Source organism: Streptomyces rubradiris (genome assembly GCF_016860525.1).
Lineage (GTDB): Bacteria > Actinomycetota > Actinomycetes > Streptomycetales > Streptomycetaceae > Streptomyces > Streptomyces rubradiris.
On the sequence record NZ_BNEA01000015.1, the window covers coordinates 2560784 to 2584873 of the forward strand.

The following is a 24090-nucleotide window of genomic DNA, read 5'->3' on the forward strand; positions in this document are numbered from 1 at the left end:
CACCCGCCACCGCTGTGAAGGAAGGCCGTCATGACCACCGATCCCCGCCCCCTGTACGCCCGTGCCACCGCCCAGGCGGCCCGGCTCGTCGAGGCCGTGCGTCCCGATCAGCTGTCCGCGCCCACCCCGTGTGCCGAGTACGACGTGCGCGCGCTGCTCGGCCATATCGTCGGCGGCACCCGCGGAGTCACCGCCGTCGGCGAGACCGGTACGGAGCGCAGCGAGCCGGTGACCGCCCCCGAGGTGCCCGACGACGGCTGGGCCGGGGCCTACGAAGAGGCCCGGAAGCGGGCGCTGAAGGCGTGGGAGAGCGACGAGCGGATGGCGTCGTCGGTGACGGTTCCCTGGGGGAAGATCCCCGGGCGGGCCGCCCTGTCGGCGTTCGTCATGGAGACCGTGGCGCACACCTGGGACCTGTCCGAGGCGATCGGCCGGCCGTTCCCGCTCGATCCGGAGCTGGCCGAGTTCTCGCTGGCCACCGCGCGGGAGGCGCTGCCGGAGGGGCCCAGGGAGGGCCGCCCCTTCGGCGCGCCGGTGCCGGCCCCCGAGGGAGCCGGTGCCTACGAGCGGCTGGCGGCCTGGCTGGGACGGGTGCCGCTCAGCCGAGCCTGACCCGGGCCAGCTGGCGGGACTGCGCGACCAGCCGGTCCGCGCTGTCCCAGACCTCTGCGTCCTCCTCCAGGAAGCCGCCGGCCAGGTTGCGGGTGGTGATCGAGATCCGCAGCGGCCCGGGGGCCGGGCGCTGCCGCACGTGGACGGTGAGTTCCACGGTCGGCACCCAGCCCTTCAGGCCCAGCTCGAAGGCGGTGGGCGGCAGGGCGTCCACCGCGAGGAGCAGGGAGAGCGGGTCGGCGTCGCGGCCGTCGGCGAGGCCGAACCAGGCGCGCATCTCGCCCTTGCCGGAGGGGGTGCCGAGGGCCCAGCCGGTGGTGGCGGGGTCCAGCTTGATCATCAGCCGGTCGGCGATGGCGTTGCTGCCGTCGATCGGGGCCGGGCCGTCCTCGGGACCGAAGCACCGCTGGAGCGGGGGGATCGGGGGCGGGGTGGCCGTCGTACGGACGTCGTCGGGGAGGGCGGCGAGGTCGCCGTAGGAGGCGAGGACGCGGATGCGTTCGACCTCGTTGCCCTCGTCGTCGTACTGGAAGAGCGAGGCCTGGCCGGTGGAGAGGGTGCGGCCGGTGCGGACGGTCTCGGTGCGGACGACCGCCGGACCGGGCCGCGAGGCGGTCAGGTAGTGGGCGGTGATGGAGAAGGGGTCCGGGTGCGGGAGGGTGTCCGCGAGCGCCCGGCCGAGCACGGCCAGCAGATAGCCGCCGTTGACGGCGCTGATGATGGTCCAGCCGGCCGAGAGGTCGATGTCGTAGACGCCGGGCTCGCGCCGGGTGACCGCGGTGTCGCGGTCGAACTCGCTGTCGCCGATCGCGGCCGGCGAGGCGGGAACGGTAGCTGCTTCTGCCATGCGCGAACGGTACAACATGTAAATACTAAGCGGTAGCTTTTCTTGTGGGCGGCCGGTGAACTCTTCCCCCGGCGGAGATCGGGCAATTTCTCGGCAAGTGTCCGGACACGTCCACAACCCACCGCCCCGGAATCCCCTCTATGAGGACATGAGCCTCACCGGGACTCCGTTCCTCTGCACCACCGTCCTGCTGTCCGTGGTCGCCCTCGTCCTGCCGCTCGCGCTGTGGTCACGGATGCGCGGACCCAGACCGCTGCGGGCGGCGGCCCGCGTACTGATGCTGCTGTTCGCCCAGGTCACGGCCGTCACGCTGGTCTTCGTGCTGGTCAACAACCAGAACAACCTGTACGACGACTGGGGCGACCTGCTCGGCACCGGCGACCACGTGCAGCGGGCCGCCGACCTCGGACGGGACGGCACCGGAGGCATCGCGGTGCAGCGGCTGCCCAGGGTCCGGCAGACCTTCCGGCCCGTCGGCGGACCCGGCATGCGCGCGGCCGGCCCCGTGCGCGTCACCCAGCTCAAGGGCCGCGTCTCCGGGGTGAACGCCGAGGTCTACGTCTGGCTGCCGCCGCAGTACGACGACCCGGCCTACCGGCACCACGAGTTCCCGGTGGTGGAGCTGCTGCCGGGCTACCCGGGCTCGGCGAAGGCATGGTTCGGCTCACTGCGCGCCGCCGAGCAGCTGCTGCCGCTGATGCGCGACGGCCGGGTGGCGCCGTTCGTCCTGGTCGCCCCGCGCACCAGTCTGCTGGCCGGCGTGGACACCGGCTGCGCCAACATCCCCGGCCGGGTCAACGCCGACAGCTGGCTCAGCATCGACGTGCCCAAGATGGTCAAGGACAACTTCCGGGTCCAGCCCGCCCCGCGCGGCTGGGCGGTGGCCGGGTACTCGGCGGGCGGGCACTGCGCGGTCAAGCTGGCCGTGGCGCACCCCGACCGGTACCGGGCCGCGGTGAGCATGTCCGGCTACAACGACCCGATCGGCGAGCGCGACTCCCTCGCCGCCCGGACCCCGGCCCTGCGCGCGGCGAACAACCCGTACCTGCTGCTGCGCGCGGCGGCCACCCCGCCGCCGGTCGCGCTGTACCTCTCCGGCCAGTCCGGCGACGGCTACCAGGCGGGCAGGGCGCTGGAGTCGGCCGCCGCGGCGCCCACCACCGTGCGCGTGGTCCACCTGCCGCGCAGCGCGGGCGGGCACACCATGGCGCTGTGGCGCCCGCAGGTCACCACCGTCTTCCGCTGGCTGACCCGCCAGATGGGCCAGGGCCACGCCACGGGGCGGGACACCTCCGCCGCCGGGGCCGCTACTCCTCCGTCACCGTCGAGCGCCGGTTCCACGCACGCGGCGCCCGCCAGTGGAACCGCATCGCGAGCAGGCGCAGCACGAACGCCGTGAGCGCGGCGAAGGCGCTGGTGAGCGGGGTGAGGATGTCGTAGCGGATGCACAGCACCACCATCGCGGAGCCCACGATCGCCGGGACCGCGTACAGGTCGCGGTCCCAGCGCAGCAGCGAGGGCACCTCGTTGGCCAGCACGTCCCGCAGCACACCGCCGCCGACGGCGGTGGCCAGGCCCAGCGTCGCCGACGCGGTCAGGCCGAGCCCGTAGCTGTACGCCTTCGTCGTGCCGCTGACGCAGAACAGGCCGAGGCCGGCCGCGTCGAAGACGAGCACCGCCGCCTGGATGCGCTCCACGTGCGGGTGCAGGAAGAAGACGACGAGCGCGGCGAGCAGCGGGGTGACGAAGTACCCGAGGTCCGTGAAGGCCGCCGGGGGGACGGCCCCGATGACCAGGTCCCGGAACAGTCCGCCGCCCAGCGCGGTGACCTCGGCGAGCACGGCGATGCCGAACACGTCGAAGTTCTTCCGGACGGCCAGCAGGGCGCCGGAGATCGCGAACACGAAGATCCCGATCACATCGAGCGTGTGCTGGACGGAGGGACTGAAGAGTTGCTCGAGCTGCACCCTGACATTCTCTACTGCCAGCGCGGCTGAACCTTACAAAGCCAGGTCAGAGGGCGGGTTTCCCTGCTGTGAACAGCCAGGTGTCGAAGAGGTCGTCCAGCTGCCGCCCGCTGACCCGCTCGGCGAGGCGGACGAAGTCGGCGGTGGAGGCGTTGCCGTACCGGTGGAGCCTGGTCCAGGTGGGCAGCAGCCGGAAGAAGGCCGGGTCGCCGATCCGCTCGCGCAGCATCTGGAGCGTCATCGCACCGCGCTGGTAGACGGCGGAGGCGAACATGGTGTCCCGCTCCGGGGCGCCTGGCCTGACCTGCCAGAACGCGGAGTCGGCGGGCCGGGAGTCGTATCCGGCGCGGAAGGCGTCGTGGGCGGAGCGGGTGCCCTGGTGCTCGTCCCACAGCCACTGGGCGTAGGTGGCGAAGCCCTCGTTGAGCCAGATGTCGTTCCAGCGCGCCACGCTCACCGAGTCGCCGAACCACTGGTGGGCCAGCTCGTGCACGATCGTCGTCTCGTTGCGCACCGCCGAGTACGCGGGCTTGGACTGCACCTCCAGCGAGAACCCGGCCCTGGGCATGTCGTCCACGATGGCACCGGTCTCCTCGAAGGGGTACGGTCCGAAGACCTGCGACCAGTAGTCGGTGACGGCGGAGGTGACGCCGTAGACGTCGACGTCCACGGCGCTCTTCAGCGCGGGGTCGATCGCCACGTAGACCGGGATGCCGCCGGGGGTCCGCCCGGTGCGCACGTCGAACTTCCCGATGGTGGCGGTGGCCAGGTAGGTCGCCATCGGCTTCGACTCCCGCCAGTGGGTGTACGTCGAGCCGCCCTTGTCGTACGTCGACACCAGCCGGCCGTTGGAGACCGCGGTCAGGCCCTCGGGCGCCTTGATCCGGATGTCGTAGGTGGCCTTGTCGGCGGGGTGGTCGCTGGAGGGGAACCAGGTGGAGGCGGCGTTGGGCTGGCAGGCGACGAAGACGCCGTCGGGGGTCTTCATCCAGCCGTACTCGGAGCCGAAGACGATGGGTCCGCCGAGGGGCTCGGGTATGCCGCCGTAGGTGACGGAGACGGTGAAGTCACGGCCCTTGGGCAGCGCCCGGCGCGGGGTGACGGTGACCTCGTCGCCGTCCCGGGTGAACCGCGCCCGTCTGCCGTTCACCTCCACCCGCGTGATCTCCAGCTTCTGAAGGTCGAGGTCGAAGGAGGAGAGGGTGTGGGTGGCGCGCGCGGTGAGCGTGGTACGGCCGTCCAGTCGGCCGGTGCCGGGGGCGTAGGCCACGTCCAGGTCGTAGTGGCGGGCGTCGTAGCCACCGTTGCCGAGGCGCGGGAAGTAGGGGTCGCCGATGCCGGGGGCGCCCTGGGTCGGGGGCGCGGAGGCGGCGATGGCCAGGAAGGAGGCCGCCGCGGTGACGAGGACTCCGAGACGTGCCGAACGGGAGAGTGCCATGGATCGTCCCTTTCGAGCGTGCCGATCGGTGGTCGGACACGGACGACTCTGCACTCTCCCGTTCAGGCATGTACATGACTTTCTTGGTCGTCATGCGTTACTTGTCGGACGACTCCTCGGCGCCGCTCCCGGCCGACGGCTTGCCGGGCGCCTTCCCGCTCGTCCTCCCGGTCGCCTTCGGCGTGGACTTCGCCCCCGGGCCGGTCTTCTCCTCGGCCGGCTCCGCCGCCGCGGCGGCCTCGGCGGCTTCGGGGGCCGGGGCGGTGTCGGCGGCCTCGGAAACGGCTTCGGCGGACCCGGCGGCCCCGGCCGGCTCCGAAGCGGTCGCCTCGGGAGCCTCCTCGGAGCCGGTCGCCTCGGAAGCGGTGTCCTTCGCGGCAGGTGCCTTCGCGGCCGCCGGCTTCTCCGCGGCCGCCGGCTCCTTCCCGCCCGCCGATCTCTCCTCCGCCGCCGGCTTCGGCTCCGCCGAACCGTCGGAGACGACCGCGTCCGGGACCAGCTCCGACGCCGCCTTCGCCGCCGACAGCAGGACCGTGTCCTGCGGGGCCTGGTCGGCGAAGTTCTCCGGGTGGTGGCAGGCGACCCGCTGGCCCGGCTTCAGCTCGACGAGCTGCGGCTCGGTCGTCCGGCAGATCTCCGTCGCCTTCCAGCAGCGGGTGTGGAACCGGCAGCCGGAGGGCGGGGCGATCGGGGACGGGACGTCGCCGCGCAGCAGGATGCGCTCGTTCTTCTGCCCCCGGCGCTTCGGGTCCGGCACCGGCACCGCCGACATCAGCGCCTTGGTGTACGGATGCATCGGCGTCTCGTACAGCGAGGTGCGGTCGGCCAGCTCCACGATCTTGCCGAGGTACATCACCGCGATCCGGTCCGAGACGTGCCGGACCACCGACAGGTCGTGGGCGATGATCACGTAGGTCAGGCCCAGCTCCTGCTGGAGGTCGTCCATCAGGTTCACGACCTGCGCCTGGATCGACACGTCCAGCGCGGAGACCGGCTCGTCCGCCACCACCAGCTTCGGCTTCAGGGCGAGCGCGCGGGCGATGCCGATGCGCTGGCGCTGACCGCCGGAGAACTCGTGCGGGTAGCGGTTGTAGTGCTCGGGGCTGAGGCCGACCAGGGAGAGGAGCCGCTGGACCTCCTTCTTCACCCCGCCCTCGGGCTCCACGCCCTGGAGCCGGAAGGGCGCCGAGACGATCGAGCCGATGGTGTGGCGGGGGTTCAGGGAGCCGTACGGGTCCTGGAAGATCATCTGGATGTCGCGGCGCAGCGGGCGCAGCTGCCCGGTGCTCAGCCGGGTGATGTCCTGGCCCTCGAAGGTGATCTTCCCGCCGGTCGGGTCCTGGAGGCGGGTGATGACCCGGCCCATGGTCGACTTGCCGCAGCCCGACTCGCCGACCACGCCCAGGGTCTCGCCCTTGCGCACCTCGAAGTCGATGCCGTCGACGGCCTTCACGGCGCCGACCTGGCGCTGCAGGATGCCCTTCTTGATCGGGAAGTGCTTCGTCAGGCCCTCGACCCGGAGCAGCACCTCGCGGTCCGCCGAGCCCTCGGAAGCCGACGTCTGCTGAGGGATCGCGGCCTCGTCCGTCTTCTTGGTCTCACTCACAGCTTCGGCGCAATCTCTTCGGTCCAGATCCGCTGGCGGTCCTCGGTCGGGAGGTGACAGGCGGACCAGTGCCCGGTGCTCACCTGCTCCAGCTCGGGGCGCACCGTGCGGGTGACGTTCCCCTTGGGGATGTCCGCGTACGGGCAGCGCGGGTGGAAGGCGCAGCCCGAGGGGACGTTGATGAGGCTCGGCGGCTGGCCCTTGACCGGGATGAGCCGTTCGGAGGTCTCGCGGTCGATACGGGGCATCGAGCCGAGCAGGCCCCAGGTGTAGGGGTGCTGCGGCTGCTCGAAGACCTCGCCGGCCGGACCGCGCTCCACGCACCGGCCGCCGTACATCACCAGGACCTCGTCGGCGATCTCGGCGACCACGCCGAGGTCGTGGGTGATCATGATGACCGCGGAGCCGAACTCCTTCTGCAGGTCGCGGATCAGGTCGAGGATCTGCGCCTGGACGGTCACGTCGAGGGCGGTGGTCGGCTCGTCCGCGATGAGCAGCTCGGGGTTGTTGACCAGGGCCATGGCGATCATGGCACGCTGGCGCATGCCGCCGGAGAACTCGTGCGGGTAGCCGTCGACGCGCTTGGCGGGCTCGGGGATGCCGACCCGGTCGAGCATCTCGATGGCCCGAGCGCGGGCGACCTTCTTGCTGACGTCGTGGTGCACCCGGTAGGCCTCGACGATCTGGTCGCCGACCTTGTAGTAGGGGTGCATCGCGGACAGCGGGTCCTGGAAGATCATCGCCATCTCCCGGCCGCGCAGTTTGCGCACCTCGTCCGGGGAGGCGGAGACCAGTTCCTTGCCGTCCAGCCAGATCTCGCCGGACATCCGCACGTTCTTGCCGCGCGCGCCGAGCCGGTGCAGGCCCATGATGGCCAGCGAGGTCACCGACTTGCCGGAGCCGGACTCGCCCACGATGGCGAGGGTCTTGCCCTTCTCCAGCGAGAAGCTGACCCCGTCGACGGACTTGACCACGCCGTCGTCGGTCGGGAAGTGCACCTTGAGGTCGCGGACCTCCAGGAAGGCTTCGGGACGCCGGTCGGCTGCGGGCTCGCCCGCCGTGGCACCGGTCTTGGAGAGTTCGGTCACGAGAGCCTCACCCGCGGGTCGGCGGCGGCGTAGAGCACGTCCACCACAAGGTTTGCGATCACGACGAAGAAGGCGGCGAGCAGGGTCACGCCCAAAATCTTAGGCAGGTCGTTGTCGGTGATGCCCTGCACCGCGTACTCGCCGATGCCGTGCAGCGAGAACACGGACTCGGTGATCACGGCGCCGCCGAGCAGCAGACCGAGGTCCATTCCGAAGACGGTGATGATCGGGGTGAGCGCGGAGCGCAGTCCGTGCTTGACCACCACTCTGCGCTCGACCAGGCCCTTGGCCCGGGCCGTGCGGATGAAGTCCTCGTTCATCGTCTCCAGCATCCCCGAGCGGGTCAGCCGGGCGTAGATGGCGGAGTACAGCAGGGCGAGCGAGCACCAGGCCAGGAAGAGGGTGTTGGCCCACTGCGCCGGGTTCTCCGTGAGCGGGACGTAGGTGCGCCCGAAGATCGGGATCTGGACGGTGAAGAGCAGCTGCGCCAGCTTGCCCGTGAAGAACATGGGCAGCGAGACACCGGCGAGCGCGACGCCCATGAAGAGACGGTCGAAGAACGAGCGCGGCTTCAGCGCGGAGATCACGCCGACCACCACACCCGACAGGAGCCACAGCACGGCGGCACCCGCGGCCAGCGAGGCCGTGACCGGGATGCGGGAGGTCAGCTCCGGCCAGACCGCCTGGTGGTTCTTGAAGGAGTAGCCGAAGCACGGCGCGTCGCAGCGCACCGTGGTCGGGCCGAGGTCGTACGTGGCGCCGGCCACGATCCCCTTGATGAAGTGCCAGTACTGGACGTAGACGGGCTGGTCCAGACCGAGGTTGTGCTTGACCGCGGCGATGTCCGCCTTCGACGGGCTCTTGCCGATGTACTGCTGTGCCAGCTGGTCCGCCGTCTGGCCGGCGAGTCGCGGCAGCAGGAAGAAGATGGCGAAGGTGACCGCGGAGACGACCAGCAGCAGGATCACTGCCGCGAACGTCCGGCGGAGGATGTACGAGATCACGGGGGCCGGCGCTGGTGCCCGCGGGCCGGGAGGCCCACGGGCACCAATGCCTTCACCTGCCTTCCGGGGCTGCTACTTCGACGCGACGCCGATGTTGAGGTAGTCGTACTGACCGCTGAAGGCCGCCGTGGAAACCAGGTTGGTGTAGTTCTGCGGACGGCCCAGCAGGACCTTGAAGTAGGTCAGCGGGACGAGGACGGCGTCGTCCATGGTCTTCTTGTCGATCTGGGTGTAGAGGCTGTTGCGCTCGCCGGTGTCCTGGGTGCCGATCGCCTTGCCCAGCAGGTCGTTGACTTCCTTGCTGTCGTACAGCGACAGGTTGGTGTTGCCGGACTGGCTGATCGCCTTGCCGTTCAGGATCTGCTGGAGGAAGCCGTAGCCGGAGGGCCAGTCGGCGCCCCACTGCATCATCATCAGGCCGATGTTCTGCTTCTGGATGAACTTCGGCACACCCGCGTAGTCGGTGAAGTACTTGCCCGACGGGTACTGCTTGAGGCTGGCGTTGATGCCGACCTTCTTCAGCGAGTTGATGATCGCCGTGGCGGCGTCGATCTCCTGCGGACGGTCCGAACGGGCCGTGATGTTGGTGGAGATCGAGGTCTGGCCGCAGTCCTTCAGCAGGTCCTTGGCCTTGGCGATGTCGCCCTTGTTGTCCTTGGTGGCGTAGGCGTCGGCCTTGGCGTAGCCCGGGATGTCCGGGGGCAGGACGGTGGAGGCGATCTCACCGCGGACCGGGCCGCCCTCGGCGGTCTGCACCGAGACCTTGTCGATGGCGTACTGCACGGCCTTGCGGCACTCGGGCTTGTCGAACGGCTTCAGCTTGGTGTTGATCGCCAGGTAGACGGAACGGCCACCGTAGGTGTTGTCCGTGTTGGCCTTCTTGGCGGGGTCGGTCAGCACCTCGGCCTGGGTGGAGGCCTGGACACCGGTGCCGACCAGGTCGATGGCGTTGCCCGCCATGACGTCCTGGTCGATGGTCTCCGGGTTGACCTTCAGCTTGACGACGATCTTGTCCGGGAGCTGCTTGCGCAGCGGGTCGGTCTTCGGGTCCCAGTTCTCGTTGCGCACGAGCACGGCCTGCTTGCCGTCCTCGTAGCTCTGGAACTTGTACGAGCCGGAGGACACGATGTGCTTGACGTAGTCGACGCCGGTGTCCTTCGCCTTCGGCACCGGAGCCGTCTGCGGCGTGGCGACCAGGTAGTCGAACTCCTGGAAGGCCTGCTTCAGGTGGAAGACGATCGTGGTGTCGTCCGGGGTCTCGATGGAGGACAGACCCTTGTCGCTCTTGTCCTTGTACGGGCCCTTGTACTTGTCGCCGTCGGCCATGAACTGCTGGAAGTAGTTCGGGCCGAGGGAGAGCACGTCACGCGCGAAGTTGGAGCGCTCGACGGCGTACTTGACGTCCTTCGAGGTGATCGGCGTGCCGTCCTCGTACTCCAGGCCCGGACGCAGCTTGTACGTCCAGGTCTTGCCGCCGTCGCTCGGCTGGCCCTTGGTCGCCGCGAGGTCCGGGACCAGGGTGTTGCCCTCGTCGCCGGGGCCCGGCTTGAAGGTCATCAGCGGACGGGCGTACAGCCGGCTGAGGTTGTACATGTACGCGTAGTACGTGTTGCCCGGGTCGAAGGAGTCCGGGACGTCGGACATCTCGTAGGTGACGGTGCCACCCTTCTTGTCCGACGCGTTCACGACGCCCTTGGTCGCGGCGTTGGCCCCGGCCGACTTGGTGCCGTTCTCGTTGGTGTTGTCATCGGCCTTGCTGCAACCCGCAAGAAGCAGGCTGGCGGAGCCGATGGCCGCGATAGCGGCCAGCGCTGACCTTCGCATGATGGGCGCTTTCCCCTCCATTGATTGAAAACTTGTCGGGCTCTCCGCGGCAGGCGTCAGCGGCTGCGCGGGTCGAGAGCGTCGCGGAGACCGTCACCGAGCAGGTTGAACGCCAGCACGGTGACGAAGATGGCCAGGCCGGGGACGATCATGTACTGGGGGTCGACCTGGTAGTAGGTGACCGCCTCGCGGAGCATGCCGCCCCAGGACGCCTGCGGGGGCTGGATGCCGACGCCGAGGAAGCTCAGCGACGCCTCGAAGATGATGTTGGTCGGGATCAGCAGCGTCGAGTAGACGATGATCGGGCCGACCAGGTTCGGCATCAGTTCCCGGAAGAGGATGTACGGCGCCTTGGCGCCCATGCCCCGGGCCGCGTCGACGAACTCGCGCTCGCGCAGTGCGAGGGTCTGGCCGCGCACGATCCGGCCCAGATACGGCCAGTTGAAGAAGCCGATGACGAAGATGAGCACGCTCAGGTGGAGCGGCAGGCCGTTGAGGCCGAACGCGCCGCCCTGGAGGGTGGCGGAGATGGCGATCGCGAAGAGCAGGAGGGGGAAGGCGAGGAAGGTGTCCATCAGCCGGCTGATGATCGAGTCCACCCGGCCGCCGTAGTAGCCCGCGATGACACCCATGATCGCGCCGATGACGTTGGACAGGACGGTGGCACCGAAGGCGACCACCAGCGACACCCAGGAGCCCTCCAGGATGCGGGTGGCGATGTCCCGGCCGAACTTCGGGTCCACGCCGAGCGGGTGGTCCGCGCTCATGCCGCCCCAACTGCCCGTGGGCAGCGAGGTGTCCGGGGTGATCAGGTCCTGGTTGAAGGCGTTGGGGTCGAGGCCGAACAGGGCCTGGATGGGGCGCGAGAGGACGGCGAGGAGGATCAGCAGGATCACGATGACGCCGCCGGCGACGGCGGCCTTGTCCTTCTTGAACCGGGACCAGGCGATCTGGCCCAGGGAACGACCCTCGATCTGCCCCTTACCGGCACCCTCCAGCACAGCCTCCGGCTGCGTCTCGGCTGCCGCCCCGGTGGTCTCGATCGGTGCGGTCACGGTGAGCGACCCCTCTCGCCGGTGGTGACCGGCCTGCGCCTGCCGCGGATTGCGGCTTTGTCGACTTGCCATCGAACACGTGGCCTCGGCCTCGTGTCTGAGTCGCGAGTCTTCAGCGTCGTTGTGATCACCCGCCAGAGCTGACGGCGAAAGTATGCGCAACCGTGATGCAGTGCGGGGGATTCCGTTATCCGAACAGTGGGTAACGGCCCTCGGACGCGGGCCAGTTGGGGCAGATCGGCGAATCTACGCGGTTCGGGAGGTACGACCGATGTCTACGCGCGCAGAAGCGTCCCGCTCCCGTGCATTGTGCGGGCCGGTCAACAAACCTGCCACCACGCCTCGTTGCTCAGTAGCCGCTGCGCGCCGGCGGGTAGCCGTAGCCGCCGGCCGGCGCCTGCGGCGGGGCCGGCACCTGGAGCGGGGGCTGCTGCGGGGGCACCGGGGCGTGCGCCTCACGGTCGTAGAAGGGGCGCGCGTTGGCCCGCATCCACATCACCACCGGGTCGTGGTCGTCGGTCATGGCGACCGTCGAGACCGGCAGGCCCTCCGGGACCGCGCCGATGGACTGCTGCATCATGGCGCGCACCGAGTCGACCGCGGCGGGCGAGGTGTCGTACACGTCCAGGCCGATGGCGAGGTAGGGCGCCCCGAGCGCGGGCTGCACCCAGGCGCGGCGCAGCGAGCGCAGCGCGGGGGTGCGGTGCGCGTTCTGCGCGAGCAGGGCGTAGAACTGCGGGATCTCGATACCGGGTTCGGACAGCCGCAACGGGCCGGCGGGCTGGCGGTCCAGACCGGTGGCGATGCGGCGCAGGTCCGGCCAGGGGATGCCGACGCCGCCGCCGGGCGCGTGCGGGTTGAGCCAGAGGCCGTAGTGGTCGGGGTAGAGGGTGCGGGCCACGTCCAGGCCGTCGGCCACCTCGTAGGAGCGGTTCCAGCCGCTGGCCGACAGCTCCTGGGCGGAGGTCACGCAGGGGGCGTAGGGGAAGCCGTCCACCTCCATGGTCCCGTACTGGGCGTCCGGGGCGCCGGCCTGGCCGTGCCACAGGAGCATGAAGACCTGGCCGGAGGTGGGGGTGGCGAGGGCGCGCAGCAAGGACTCGTAGGCGTCGTAGCGTCCGGGCGTGACCTGGCGCAGCATGTGCTCGACGCTGCCGCTGTGGCTCGCGCTCACCTGGTGTGCCCCTTCTTTTTGGTGACCCGGCGTTTGAGCACAGCTTATGCGCCTAGTAGCTCGGGACCTTGGCGTTCGTACGCGTGTGCGGGTGCGTTGTGGCTTGTCGCGCCCCGCGGCGGAGCCGCATATCGGACACAGCCCCGCGCCCCTTTGGGGCTCGGTTCAGTGGGCGGATGTGTAGAACGGGCGGACGTTCGCCTTCAGCCAGGTCGCCACCGGGTCGTCCGTTACATCCAGCAGGACCAGGTTGACCGGCCATTTGACGGGGACCTCGGCCAGGGCCTTGCCGAGGGCCTGGAGGGGGAGGGCGCGCAGGTCGCCTTCCCACTGGGAGAGTTCGACGCCCACGAACATCGCCGGGTCGGCCGTCTCGACGGCGGCCAGGCAGCGGCGGGCGGTGAGGACCACGCCGGTCCCGGCGAACTCGGCGGAGGCGGCGGCGAGGAAGTCCACCGGGTCGTCCTGCCAGTCGGGCTCGAAGAGGCGCACCCGGCCGCCGGTGCCCGGGCCGTCGAGCGGGGTGCGGCCCACCCGGCACAGCTCGGCCACGGCCTGGGGCGGCAGCGGTATGCCGACCACGCCCTCGGGATTGACGGCGATGCCCACCTGCGGGGGCAGGCCGCGGGCGAACTCCACCGCCGGGGCGATGGTGTACGACATGTGGGAGCCGGCCACCTGGCGCAGCTGTTCCTCGGAGCTGAACACCGGGACGTACGCCTGGCCGTCGATGTCGAGCGTCGGCAGGTCCAGCGGGCCGCTGTCCGGGCCCCCGCCGTTCGGCAGCGGGATCCACAGGAAGCTGCGGCCGAGGACCTCGACGATCCGGCCGCCCGCCGCGGGGATGCCGAGGGAGGCCGACAACACCTCCTCCAGCTCGTTGCCGGGCCAACCGCCGTGCGGGTGCGGGTGCGCCTGTGCCGGGAAGTCCGCCGGGAAGTCCATGTGCCTACCGCCTGCTGGGAACCACTGCTGTGACCATGAAGGCTAGCGGGTGGCGCTGACAGTGCCTCACCGCGTGAAGCCGACGCGGGCGAGGACGTCCGCCGCGTCCCGGTCCAGCAGCACCGCCGCACCGCAGCCGCCCGGCAGCCGCCCCTTCTCCACCGCGCGCAGCAGCCGGGCGGTGGCGCGGCGGTGGCGGCGGAAGGCGTAGCGGGAGACGCCCCGGCCGCGCTCGCGCTGGCCCTGCCGGGCGGTCTCGGGGCTGACGTCGAGGAGGAGCAGGTGCAGGGTGCCGCCCCGGCGCCGGGCCGCGCGGGCCAGCCAGGCGCGCACCCACGGCTGGGTGCCGCAGTCGTGCACGACAAGCCCCTCCCCGGTGCGCAGGGCCCTGCACAGTCCGGCGTAGTGGGCGAGGCGGACCAGGGGGCGGTAGAGCGCGTACGGCAGGAAGCCGGGGACGCGGGCCTGCCAGCGGTCCCGGGTGTCCTGGGAGTCGACGCGGCCGCCGGTGACCGCGCGGCGCATCAGGGTGGACTTGCCACTGCCGGGCAAGCCGGTGACGACCACCAGGTCACGGGGGCCGAAGAGCAGGGCGTGCGGGCTGCGGCCGGCCCGGTCGCGCAGGTCGCGGACGACCGGCGCGGGGCGGTCCGCGCCGCGTTCGCGGACCGCCGCGGCGGGCTGTCCCGGCACCGCGAGGCCGGCGTGGGCGGCGTAGGCCGAGGTCCTGTTCACCGTGATCGTCCTCCCGAGGGCTCGATCGGTCCCATGCCCGTTCTCTGTAAAGGGAAGGTAATGGAGAACGGTCGGCGGTTCGTGTGCTTACGGCCACAGGTCGGTCACAAGCGGCACGCTCTGGATGGCCGGGGTGTGGCGTGCAATGATGAGCCCGCCAACTGCATACCGGCCGTTTGAATCCGCGCGGGAGAGTCCCCGGGCCCCCTCGGGGCCGCCTGGGGCGCCGAAGGAGCAAGTCCCTCCCTTGAATCTCTCAGGCCCCGTTACCGCGCGGGCGAGGCACATCTGAAAAGCGGGCCGCCGCCGCCGGCGGCTCCACCCAAGGTGCAAGCCGTGATCGTCCCCGTGGCGGTGGCGGCGAACCTCTCAGGTTCCGATGACAGATGGGGAGGAACGTTCCTCGCCCGTCCTTTGCCCTGGGAGACGACCGACCGATGAGCAGTACCGAACTCCGTCATACCGCGCTCGACGCCGTGCACCGCTCGCTGGGCGCGACGATGACCGACTTCGCCGGCTGGGACATGCCCCTGCGCTACGGCTCCGAGCGCGACGAGCACCTCGCCGTGCGCACCCGGGCCGGTCTGTTCGACCTGTCCCACATGGGCGAGATCACCGTGACCGGCGCCGAGGCCGCCGCCTTCCTGAACCACGCCCTGGTCGGCAACATCGCCTCGGTCGGCGTCGGCCGCGCCCGCTACACCATGATCTGCCAGGCCGACGGCGGCATCCTGGACGACCTGATCGTCTACCGGCTGGCCGAGACCGAGTACATGGTCGTGGCCAACGCCTCCAACGCCCAGGTGGTGCTGGACGCCCTCACCGAGCGCGCGGCCGGCTTCGCCGCCGAGGTCCGCGACGACCGGGACGCCTACGCGCTGATCGCCGTGCAGGGCCCCGAGTCCCCCGGCATCCTGAAGTCGCTCACCGACGCCGACCTGGACGGCCTGAAGTACTACGCCGGGCTGCCCGGCACGGTCGCCGGCGTCCCGGCGCTGATCGCCCGTACGGGGTACACCGGCGAGGACGGCTTCGAGCTGTTCGTGAAGCCGGAGCACGCCGTGGCGCTGTGGCAGGCGCTCACCGAGGCCGGCGAGGGCGTCGGACTGGTCCCGTGCGGGCTGTCCTGCCGGGACACGCTGCGCCTGGAGGCGGGCATGCCGCTGTACGGGCACGAGCTGAGCACTTCCCTGACCCCCTTCGACGCCGGGCTGGGCCGCGTGGTCAAGTTCGACAAGGAGGGCGACTTCGTGGGCCGCGCGGCGCTGGCCGAGGCCGCCGGGCGGGCCGCGCAGAACCCGCCCCGGGTGCTGGTCGGGCTGGTCGCCGAGGGCCGCCGGGTGCCGCGCGCCGGGTACGCCGTGGTGGCCGGCGGCGAGGTGATCGGCGAGGTCACCTCGGGCGCCCCCTCCCCCACCCTGGGCAAGCCGATCGCCATGGCCTACGTCGACGCGGCGCACGCCGCGCCGGGCACCGAAGGCGTCGGCGTGGACATCCGGGGCACCCACGAGCCGTACCAGGTCGTGGCGCTGCCGTTCTACAAGCGCCAGAAGTAACCGCCGCCCGCGCCCGCACCGGCCCGGGACCCCGGCCCGAGGGCGGCGCGTGAGCCTGCGCACATTCGCCCGCTCACCAGCGGTTTCCCCAGTCCCCCCGTCATCACCACTCCCGCGCGTACAGGAGAATTCAGGCCATGAGCAACCCCCAGCAGCTGCGCTACAGCAAGGAGCACGAGTGGCTGTCGGACGCCCAGGACGGCGTCTCGACGGTCGGCATCACGGAGCACGCGGCCAACGCGCTCGGCGATGTCGTCTTCGTCCAGCTCCCCGAGGCCGGCTCCACGGTGACCGCGGGCGAGACCTGCGGCGAGCTGGAGTCCACGAAGTCGGTCTCCGACCTGTACTCGCCGGTCACCGGTGAGGTCACCGAGGTCAACGAGGACGTCGTCAACGACCCGTCGCTGGTGAACTCGGCCCCCTTCGAGGGCGGCTGGCTGTTCAAGGTACGCGTCACCGAGGAGCCGGCCGAGCTGCTCTCCGCCGACGAGTACACCGCCTTCACCGCCGGCTGAGGAGTCGTAGCCCCATGACTGTCCTGAACACGCCCCTGCACGAGCTGGACCCGGAGATCGCCGCCGCGGTCGACGCCGAGCTGAGCCGCCAGCAGTCGACGCTGGAGATGATCGCCTCCGAGAACTTCGCGCCGCTCGCGGTGATGGAGGCGCAGGGTTCGGTCCTCACCAACAAGTACGCCGAGGGCTACCCGGGCCGTCGCTACTACGGCGGCTGCGAGCACGTCGACGTGGCCGAGCAGATCGCCATCGACCGGGTCAAGGAGCTGTTCGGCGCCGAGTACGCCAATGTGCAGCCCCACTCCGGCGCCTCCGCGAACCAGGCGGCCCTGTTCGCGCTGGCCCAGCCCGGGGACACCATCCTCGGCCTGGACCTGGCGCACGGCGGCCACCTCACCCACGGCATGCGGCTGAACTTCTCCGGCAAGCAGTTCAACGTGGTCGCCTACCACGTGGACGCCGAGACCGGCCTGGTCGACATGGCCGAGGTGGAGAAGCTCGCCAAGGAGCACCGCCCGAAGGTGATCATCGCGGGCTGGTCGGCGTACCCCCGGCAGCTGGACTTCGCCCAGTTCCGCCGGATCGCCGACGAGACCGGCGCGTACCTGTGGGTCGACATGGCGCACTTCGCCGGCCTGGTCGCCGCCGGTCTGCACCCGAACCCGGTGGAGTACGCCGACGTGGTCACCTCCACGACCCACAAGACGCTCGGCGGCCCGCGCGGCGGCATCATCCTCGCGAAGAAGGACTTCGCGAAGAAGCTGAACTCCTCCGTCTTCCCGGGCTTCCAGGGCGGTCCGCTGGAGCACGTGATCGCGGCCAAGGCGGTGTCCTTCAAGGTCGCGGCGGGCGAGGACTTCAAGGAGCGCCAGCGCCGTACGGTGGAGGGCGCCCGCATCCTCGCCGAGCGGCTGACCGCGGCCGATGTGCGCGAGGCCGGGGTGAACGTGCTGTCCGGCGGCACGGACGTGCACCTGATCCTGGTGGACCTGCGCGCGAGCGAGCTGGACGGGCAGCAGGCCGAGGACCGGCTGCACGAGGTCGGCATCACGGTCAACCGCAACGCCGTCCCGAACGACCCGCGCCCGCCGATGGTCACCTCGGGGCTGCGCATCGGCACCCCGGCGCTGGCCACGCGCGGTTTCACGGCCGAGGACTTCGCCGAGGTCGCGGACGTGATCGCCGAGACGCTGAAGCCGTCGTACGACGCCGAGGCGCTCAAGGCGCGCGTCAAGGCGCTCGCCGACAAGCACCCGCTGTACCCGGGTCTGAGCAAGTAAGTCACGTTTCGCGGGGCACCGCGCACACTGGGAGTACCGGCGTGCGCGGTGCCCGCGCCCCTGTACCGCCCCTTCGCACCACCCCCGTATTGAGGAGTCCCCCGTGGCCATCTCGGTCTTCGACCTGTTCTCGATCGGCATCGGCCCGTCCAGCTCCCACACGGTCGGCCCGATGCGCGCGGCGCGCATGTTCGCCCGCCGGCTGCGCAACGAGGGCCTGCTCGGCTCCGTCGCCGCCCTGCGCTGCGAGCTGTACGGGTCGCTCGGCGCGACCGGCCACGGCCACGGCACCCCGAAGGCGGTGCTGCTCGGCCTGGAGGGCGCCTCGCCGCGCACGGTGGACGTGGAGACGGCCGACGAGCGGGTGGAGAAGATCCGGCAGGCGGGCCGGATAGCGCTGCTCGGCGAGCACGAGATCCCGTTCTCCTACGACGACGATCTGGTCCTGCACCGCCGCAAGGCGCTGCCGTACCACGCCAACGGCATGACCCTGTGGGCGTACGACGCCTCGGGCGCCGAGCTGGTGACGAAGACGTACTACTCGGTCGGCGGCGGTTTCGTGGTCGACGAGGACGCGGTGGGCGCGGACCGGATCGTGCTGGACGACACGGTCCTGAAGTACCCGTTCCGCACGGGTGACGAGCTGCTGCGCCTGACGAAGGAGACGGGCCTGTCGATCTCCTCGCTGATGCTGGAGAACGAGCGGGCCTGGCGCACCGAGGAGGAGATCCGCGCGGGCCTGCTGGAGATCTGGCGGGTGATGCGCGAGTGCGTCCAGCGCGGCATGTCCCGGGAGGGCATCCTGCCGGGCGGGCTGAAGGTGCGCCGCCGCGCGGCCGTCTCGGCCCGCCAGCTGCGCGCCGAGGGCGACCCGCTGGCGCACGCCATGGAGTGGATCACGCTCTACGCCATGGCGGTGAACGAGGAGAACGCGGCCGGCGGCCGGGTGGTGACGGCCCCCACCAACGGCGCGGCCGGCATCATCCCGGCGGTGCTGCACTACTACATCAACTTCGTGCCGGGCGCGGACGAGGACGGCGTGGTCCGCTTCCTGCTCGCCGCCGGCGCGATCGGCATGCTCTTCAAGGAGAACGCCTCCATCTCCGGCGCCGAGGTCGGCTGCCAGGGCGAGGTGGGCTCCGCCTGCTCCATGGCGGCGGGCGCGCTCGCCGAGGTGCTCGGCGGCTCCCCGGAGCAGGTGGAGAACGCGGCCGAGATCGGCATGGAGCACAACCTGGGCCTGACCTGCGACCCGGTCGGCGGCCTGGTCCAGATCCCGTGCATCGAGCGCAACGGCATGGCCGCGGTGAAGGCGGTCACGGCCGCGAAGATGGCGATGCGCGGCGACGGCTCCCACAAGGTGTCCCTGGACAAGGTCATCAAGACCATGAAGGACACCGGCGCCGACATGAGCGTGAAGTACAAGGAGACGGCCCGGGGCGGCCTGGCGGTCAACATCATCGAGTGCTGAACCGGTACGATTTCCGACCACACCGTCACAAATAGCTTTTTTCGCGTCACTCGGCGCTACGATTCCTGGCGTGATCGACCTGTACCCCGCGCTGTGGGGACTGCTCGGCAGCAGTGTGGCCGAAGCGCTCAACCTCTCGGCGCTGATGCGTCCGACGGGTCCGCGCAGCCGCTGGCGCTGGCCCTGGCGCACCCGTGCCGACCGGCCGGTGATGCTGGTGGCCATCGGGCTGCGGCTGTTCGCCGGGTTCGGTCTCACCGCGGCGCTGGGGAACTCCGGTCAGCTGCCGAACGCGACCGCCGCGTTCGCCGTGGGGGTGACCACCCCGCTGGTCGTGGCGAAGTTCTTCCAGGCGATCCCGATCACCGGCGCGGGCGCGGGTCAGCAGCCCGAGCCCCCGCTGCCCACCGCCCGGCAGGCCGGCGCGGATGCCGAAGAGGCGCTGTCGCAGCCGAGGGGGTCCAGTGCTGCGAGCTGACAGCGCGCTCGGCCGTCTGGTGCTGGCGCTGGCCGTCCGCCCTGCCGACTTGCCGCCGGTGCGGCACGCGGGCCCCGGCACGCGGCTGATCGCCGCCCTGGGGACGCGCCCGGTGCCGCCGGCGGCGGCTCCGGTCCCGGCGCGGCACCGGCTGGGGTCCCGGGGCCGGTGGTTTCCGGGCCTGCTCACCGCCTGGCTGGTCGCCCTGACGTGTCTGACGGCCGCCGCGGTGCTGCCCGGCCCCTGGCGGGGGGTGGCGCCGGGGCAGGCCCAGCCGCCCGGACCGGAGCACTGGAGCCTGGCCGCCGCCGGGCGGCTCGGTCCGCGCGGGCGGGCCGAGGCGCTGGCGTTCACCCCGGACGGCCGGCTGCTGGTGACGGTCACCCGGACCTCGGCCAGCACCTGGGACGTGGCGGACCCCGGACATCCCGAACGGGTCCCGGTCCCGGCGGGCGTGCGCCGGGTGACGGCCGTCACGACGAGTCCGGACGGCCGCACGCTGGTGGCGGCCGGGGGGGCGGACGTGCGGGCGCTCGCCGTCGGCTCGGGGGTGACCCGGTGGTCCGTCGACGGTGCCCCGATGGAGGTGAAGGCGGTGGCGGCGGGCCGGGACCGGGTCGTCCTCGCCGACTCGGGCACGACCGGCCCCGCCCGGCTGGCGGAGCTGCGCCTGGACACGGGCCGGCCGCCGCGGCCGACCACCCTGAGCCGGCTGCGCCAGGCCGTCGCCGCCGCCCAGTTCTCCGCCGACGGCCGCACCCTCGCCGTCGCGGGTGCCGAGGGGTCGGTGCGGCTGTGGGACGTGTCGGATCTGCGGCACCCCGAGGCGGCGGGGCCCGCCTTCGGCGGCCCGGGGGGGCGCACGACCGCGCTCGCCTTCAGTCCCGACGCCCGGCTGCTGGCGACCGTCGACTCCGCGCGGACCGTGCGGCTGTGGGACGTCACCGACCGTGCGCGGCCCCGCCCGCTGGGCCGTCCGCTCGGTGACGGGGCCGAGCGCGTCACCGCGCTCGCCTTCAGCCCGGACGCCCGGCTGGTGGCCACCGTGGGGGCCGACGGGACGGCCAGCCTGTGGTGGCGCTCGCCGGCTGCGGAGGCTGATGTTCCTCCAGGGGCTACCGCGCAGTAACCGATCAACCTTAGGCTGCCGCCAACTCGGCGTCGGCGAAAGGGAGTTCGGTCATGCGTGGGGTGAGAGGGCTGGTGGCGCTCGTGGGGGCCGCCGCGGTGCTGGCGGGGGCACCGGTGAACGCCCAGGCGGCGTCACCGAAGTTCTCCGCGACGACGGCCATCGGCACGCACAACGCCTACGAGAAGGACAAGTACCCGTACTTCGCGCAGGCGTTGGACTCCGGCGCCTCGCTGCTGGAACTGGACGTGTACGTCGACAGCATCAGCCACCGCTGGCGGGTCAGCCACAGCAACCCGCTGGGCAACGACAACAACTGCGAGGCCGCCAAGACGCCGAGCGAGCTGTACAGCAAGAGCCGTAACCAGGACCTCGGCAGCTGTCTGGACAACATGGCCGCCTGGAACCGGCTCCACCCCGACCATCCGCCGATCGTCGTCAAGGTGGAGATGAAGGTCGGCTTCAACGACAAGGCGGGCATGGGCCCGGACGAGTTCGACACGCTCGTCGCACAGAAGCTGGGCGGCGACGTCTACAAACCGGCGGATCTGCTCGGTGGCACCCATGCCACGCTGGACGCGGCGGCGAGGGCCGACGCCTGGCCGGCCCGGGACGCGATGAAGGGCAAGTTCCTCCTCGACCTGATCCCCGGCACGGTGGAGCAGGCCAACCCGTTCGACAGCTACTGGACGGACGAGGAGTACGGCGACCACCTGCGCGACCTGTCCGCGGCCGGGAACATCTCCGCTGCCCAGGCCTTCCCCGCCGTGCTGGGCGCGGCGAACGGCGACCCGCGCGCCAGCCGCTACGACGCCTCGATCCGGCCCTGGTTCGTGTTCTTCGACGGCGACGCGGCGGCCTATGCCGACAACGGCTACGACACCTCGTTCTACGCCGCGAACCACTACATACTGATCGCCACCGACGCCCACAACGTGTCCCCGGCGATCTCCTCCACCAACCCCACGGACGCCGAAGTCGCCGCCCGGCTCGCGCTGTTGGCCAAGGGCCATGCGAGCCTGATCACTTCGGACTGGTCGGCGAAGTCCGCGTCCGTACTCGGTTCGGTGACCGCCCGCGGCTGAATGTTCCGGCCACGGGCCGGCAGGGCACAACCCCTGCATGCTCCATGGCATCGACGTCAGCGCCTTCCAGTCCTCCTCCTATGCCACGGACGGCCTCTCCTTCGTCTTCATCAAGGCGACGGAGGGCCGTTCGTACGTCAATCCCAGGCTCGCGGCCCAGACCAAGCGAGGGCGTGACGCGGGCCTGGTCGTCGGCTTCTACCACTTCCTGTGGCCGGGCCACATCACCGCCCAGGCCGAGTACTTCCTGCGGCACGCCCCGGACCGCCCCGGCGACGTCCTCGCCGTCGACTGGGAGAACACCGGCGAGGGAACCCACGCGAGCAACGCGGAGAAGGACCGCTTCATCCGCAAGCTGAAGGAGTCGCGGCCGGACAACCGGGTCGTGCTCTACTGCAACCGCCACTTCTGGCTGAACATCGACACCACGTCCTACGCCGGGGACGGGCTGTGGATCGCCGACTACGTCACCAAGGGCAAGCCCCGCATCAAGGCCAAGTGGCGGTTCCACCAGTACACCAGCGAGCCCCTCGACAAGAACGTGGCCCAGTTCGCGGACAAGGACGACCTGCGCGACTGGGCCACGCCCTGACGGCCGGGCGGCGGGCTACACCAGTACGCCTCAGTGCCTCTCAGTACCGGAAGTCCGCCGGGCGCTGCGGGGAGGCCTTGCGCAGGGCCTCCCGTACCGCGTCCGCGCCGGCCCGCAGGCCGTACACCGGGGTGTCCGGCTGCTGGCGCCAGGAGTCGTCGATGCCGCCGGCGTCGACCGTGTCGAAGCCGATCTCGTCGATCAGGGCGCGCACCTTCGCCTTGGCGGCCTCGTCGTCCCCGGCGACGGGCAGCGCCATGCGGTCGGGGTGACCGGCGGGCAGCGGGCGGTCCAGGATGTCCTGGGCGTAGGTGCCGTTGAACGCCTTGATCACGGGGTGGCCGAGATGCTGCTCGACCCAGCGGCTCTCGGTCAGGCCCCCGTCCTCGATGGCGTCGATCCGGCCGTCGCGCTGCTTGGGGTAGTAGTTGTTCGTGTCGATCACCGCGGCCCCCTCGGCCGCTCCGTCCAGCAGGCCCGCGGGGAGGTCCGGGACCGCCTTCAGGGGGACGGTGACGACGACGACCTCGGCACCCTCGGCCGCGTCCTCGGCGCGCACCGGGGTGGCGCCGGTCTCCCGCGCCAGGTCCTTCAGCGTCTCGGGGCCGCGGGAGTTGGCGACGGAGACGTCGTGGCCGAGGGCGGTGAGCCGCCGGGTGAGGTTGCCGCCGATGTTCCCCGCGCCGATGATGCCGATCTTCATGGCCGACCTTCCGCCTATTGATGCACGTGCATGCTTCTGTCGTCCTGGACAACCGCAGGGACGGCCGCGCTATTCCGGCCACCCAACCGCCGCAGGTCGCCGTAGCCGTGGACGGTCGGTGGCCGTTCACGGGACCGGGCCGCCGTGGGTGCCGGTCGGGAACGCCCGGGTCGGCTACGGTGCCTCCTCGCCTCCCGCCCGCAACAGGCCGAGCGTCGACTCCAGTTCGGTCTGCAGGATGGCCGCCGCGGCCTCCGGATCGCCGGTGATGACGGCTTCGACCAGGCCCGTGTGGGTGTGGTCCCCGGTGCCGGGGTCGGTCTCGCGGAGGCTGGTGAGGTCCACGACGGCGATCAGGCCCTCGCGCAGGACGGGCACGAACTCGGTGAACAGGTCGGACAGGACCGGGTTGTGGGCGGCGGTGACCACGGCCACGTGCAGGGCGATGTCGGCCTCCACGAAGGCCGCGTCGTCGGCCGCGACGGCCGCGCGGCGGCCCTTGAGCGCGGCCCGCAGGGCGGTGACGTCCTCGGGGGTGCGGCGGCGCGCGGCGAGCCGGGCCGCCTGGACCTCGACGCCCATGCGGACCTCGTACACGTCGGTGACCGCGGCCCGGCGCAGCCGGGTGGGCCAGTCCTCGGCGGGCTCGGTGGCGATGACGAACACGCCGGCGCCGTGCCGGGCCCGGACCAGGCCCGCGCCGGCGAGGGCGCGCAGGGCCTCGCGGACCGTGGAGCGGCCCACCCCCAGCTCCTTGGCCAGCGTGGTCTCGCCGGGCAGCTTGCCGCCGACCGGCCAGTGTCCGGCCGCGATCTGTTCGCGCAGGCGCTGCGCCGCCTGTTCGACCAACGGGCTGGGGCGGAGGGCGCCGAACGGCATGGGGGTCACCAACTTGTCCGAGAGGTGCGGGTGTTGCCCGACGATTCTCACTTGTCTGAGGAGCTGAGGAGTGGATAGCGTACCCCGCATGTTCCGCGGTCTGCTTC

General features: G+C 71.3%; 23 protein-coding genes and 2 riboswitches. Of the genes, 10 read left to right on the plus strand and 13 right to left on the minus strand.

All coding sequences use genetic code 11. The features are described 5' to 3' along the window. Positions 1-30: 30 nt before the first annotated feature. A complete protein-coding gene (locus Srubr_RS24415) occupies positions 31-612 on the plus strand; it encodes a TIGR03086 family metal-binding protein (protein ID WP_189998407.1) in 582 nt (193 codons plus the stop codon). Here the strand turns inward: Srubr_RS24415 and Srubr_RS24420 are convergent. After that, positions 599-1459 (minus strand): thioesterase family protein, encoded by an 861-nt coding sequence (locus tag Srubr_RS24420; protein WP_189998408.1) that lies wholly within the window; start codon positions 1457-1459, stop codon positions 599-601. The genes Srubr_RS24415 and Srubr_RS24420 overlap by 14 nt on opposite strands. Before the next feature lie 148 nt (positions 1460-1607). Here Srubr_RS24420 and Srubr_RS24425 point away from each other — a divergent pair, with 148 nt between their 5' ends. Further along, positions 1608-2858 carry an alpha/beta hydrolase gene (locus Srubr_RS24425; RefSeq protein ID WP_189998411.1) on the plus strand — a complete coding sequence of 417 codons (1251 nt, stop codon included), beginning with the start codon at positions 1608-1610 and terminating at the stop codon, positions 2856-2858. Here the strand turns inward: Srubr_RS24425 and Srubr_RS24430 are convergent. From Srubr_RS24430 to Srubr_RS24475, 10 genes are all read right to left on the minus strand, one after another. Then, complete coding sequence (locus Srubr_RS24430) at positions 2767-3426, minus strand: trimeric intracellular cation channel family protein (protein WP_189998413.1); 660 nt, start codon at positions 3424-3426, stop codon at positions 2767-2769. The two genes, Srubr_RS24425 and Srubr_RS24430, sit on opposite strands and share 92 nt — an antisense overlap. Positions 3427-3472: 46 nt before the next feature. Next, positions 3473-4864, minus strand: coding sequence for a M1 family metallopeptidase (locus Srubr_RS24435; protein ID WP_189998415.1), 1392 nt, complete (start codon positions 4862-4864; stop codon positions 3473-3475). 97 nt (positions 4865-4961) lie between these two features. Next, positions 4962-6470, minus strand: coding sequence for an ABC transporter ATP-binding protein (locus Srubr_RS24440; RefSeq protein ID WP_189998417.1), 1509 nt, complete (start codon positions 6468-6470; stop codon positions 4962-4964). Continuing rightward, a complete protein-coding gene (locus Srubr_RS24445; RefSeq protein WP_189998419.1) occupies positions 6467-7558 on the minus strand; it encodes an ABC transporter ATP-binding protein in 1092 nt (363 codons plus the stop codon). Before Srubr_RS24445 ends, Srubr_RS24440 begins: the two co-directional genes overlap by 4 nt. Continuing rightward, positions 7555-8562 (minus strand): ABC transporter permease, encoded by a 1008-nt coding sequence (locus Srubr_RS24450; RefSeq protein WP_189998421.1) that lies wholly within the window; start codon positions 8560-8562, stop codon positions 7555-7557. The genes Srubr_RS24445 and Srubr_RS24450 overlap by 4 nt, the downstream gene beginning before the upstream one ends. Positions 8563-8634: 72 nt before the next feature. Then, positions 8635-10386, minus strand: coding sequence for an ABC transporter substrate-binding protein (locus Srubr_RS24455; protein ID WP_455569595.1), 1752 nt, complete (start codon positions 10384-10386; stop codon positions 8635-8637). Positions 10387-10442: 56 nt separating this feature from the next. Further along, positions 10443-11441, minus strand: coding sequence for an ABC transporter permease (locus Srubr_RS24460; protein ID WP_189998425.1), 999 nt, complete (start codon positions 11439-11441; stop codon positions 10443-10445). Positions 11442-11790: 349 nt separating this feature from the next. Beyond that, positions 11791-12582 carry an enhanced serine sensitivity protein SseB C-terminal domain-containing protein gene (locus Srubr_RS24465; RefSeq protein ID WP_189998488.1) on the minus strand — a complete coding sequence of 264 codons (792 nt, stop codon included), beginning with the start codon at positions 12580-12582 and terminating at the stop codon, positions 11791-11793. Positions 12583-12780: 198 nt separating this feature from the next. After that, on the minus strand, positions 12781-13560 hold the full coding sequence (locus tag Srubr_RS24470; RefSeq protein WP_189998427.1) for an enhanced serine sensitivity protein SseB: 780 nt from the start codon (positions 13558-13560) through the stop codon (positions 12781-12783). Between the two features lie 66 nt (positions 13561-13626). Then, the gene (locus Srubr_RS24475; protein WP_189998429.1) at positions 13627-14295 is read right to left on the minus strand and encodes an AAA family ATPase; all 669 of its coding nucleotides are present in this window, start codon (positions 14293-14295) and stop codon (positions 13627-13629) included. Between the two features lie 177 nt (positions 14296-14472). Then, a riboswitch (glycine riboswitch) is annotated at positions 14473-14577 on the plus strand. Continuing rightward, positions 14578-14691: riboswitch (glycine riboswitch) on the plus strand. A 41-nt stretch (positions 14692-14732) separates the two neighbouring features. On the opposite strand from Srubr_RS24475, the gene gcvT reads away from it, so the two are divergent. From gcvT to Srubr_RS24515, 8 genes are all read left to right on the plus strand, one after another. Beyond that, the gene (gcvT, locus tag Srubr_RS24480; protein WP_189998431.1) at positions 14733-15851 is read left to right on the plus strand and encodes a glycine cleavage system aminomethyltransferase GcvT; all 1119 of its coding nucleotides are present in this window, start codon (positions 14733-14735) and stop codon (positions 15849-15851) included. Between the two features lie 137 nt (positions 15852-15988). After that, a complete protein-coding gene (gene gcvH / locus Srubr_RS24485; protein ID WP_189998432.1) occupies positions 15989-16366 on the plus strand; it encodes a glycine cleavage system protein GcvH in 378 nt (125 codons plus the stop codon). Positions 16367-16380: 14 nt separating this feature from the next. Further along, positions 16381-17646 (plus strand): serine hydroxymethyltransferase, encoded by a 1266-nt coding sequence (gene glyA / locus Srubr_RS24490; RefSeq protein WP_189998434.1) that lies wholly within the window; start codon positions 16381-16383, stop codon positions 17644-17646. 103 nt (positions 17647-17749) lie between these two features. Then, complete coding sequence (locus tag Srubr_RS24495) at positions 17750-19117, plus strand: L-serine ammonia-lyase (RefSeq protein ID WP_189998436.1); 1368 nt, start codon at positions 17750-17752, stop codon at positions 19115-19117. Positions 19118-19187: 70 nt separating this feature from the next. Next, complete coding sequence (locus Srubr_RS24500) at positions 19188-19595, plus strand: hypothetical protein (protein ID WP_189756669.1); 408 nt, start codon at positions 19188-19190, stop codon at positions 19593-19595. Continuing rightward, entirely contained in the window at positions 19582-20724 is a 1143-nt protein-coding gene (locus Srubr_RS24505; protein WP_189998438.1) for a WD40 repeat domain-containing protein, read from the plus strand. Before Srubr_RS24500 ends, Srubr_RS24505 begins: the two co-directional genes overlap by 14 nt. Before the next feature lie 53 nt (positions 20725-20777). Beyond that, entirely contained in the window at positions 20778-21809 is a 1032-nt protein-coding gene (locus tag Srubr_RS24510; protein ID WP_189998440.1) for a Ca2+-dependent phosphoinositide-specific phospholipase C, read from the plus strand. Positions 21810-21846: 37 nt separating this feature from the next. After that, the gene (locus tag Srubr_RS24515) at positions 21847-22401 is read left to right on the plus strand and encodes a glycoside hydrolase family 25 protein (protein WP_189998442.1); all 555 of its coding nucleotides are present in this window, start codon (positions 21847-21849) and stop codon (positions 22399-22401) included. Positions 22402-22441: 40 nt separating this feature from the next. Here the strand turns inward: Srubr_RS24515 and Srubr_RS24520 are convergent, their stop codons facing one another. Next, positions 22442-23104, minus strand: coding sequence for an NADPH-dependent F420 reductase (locus Srubr_RS24520; RefSeq protein ID WP_189998444.1), 663 nt, complete (start codon positions 23102-23104; stop codon positions 22442-22444). 174 nt (positions 23105-23278) lie between these two features. After that, a complete protein-coding gene (locus tag Srubr_RS24525) occupies positions 23279-23983 on the minus strand; it encodes a FadR/GntR family transcriptional regulator (protein WP_189998446.1) in 705 nt (234 codons plus the stop codon). Positions 23984-24090 lie beyond the last annotated feature (107 nt).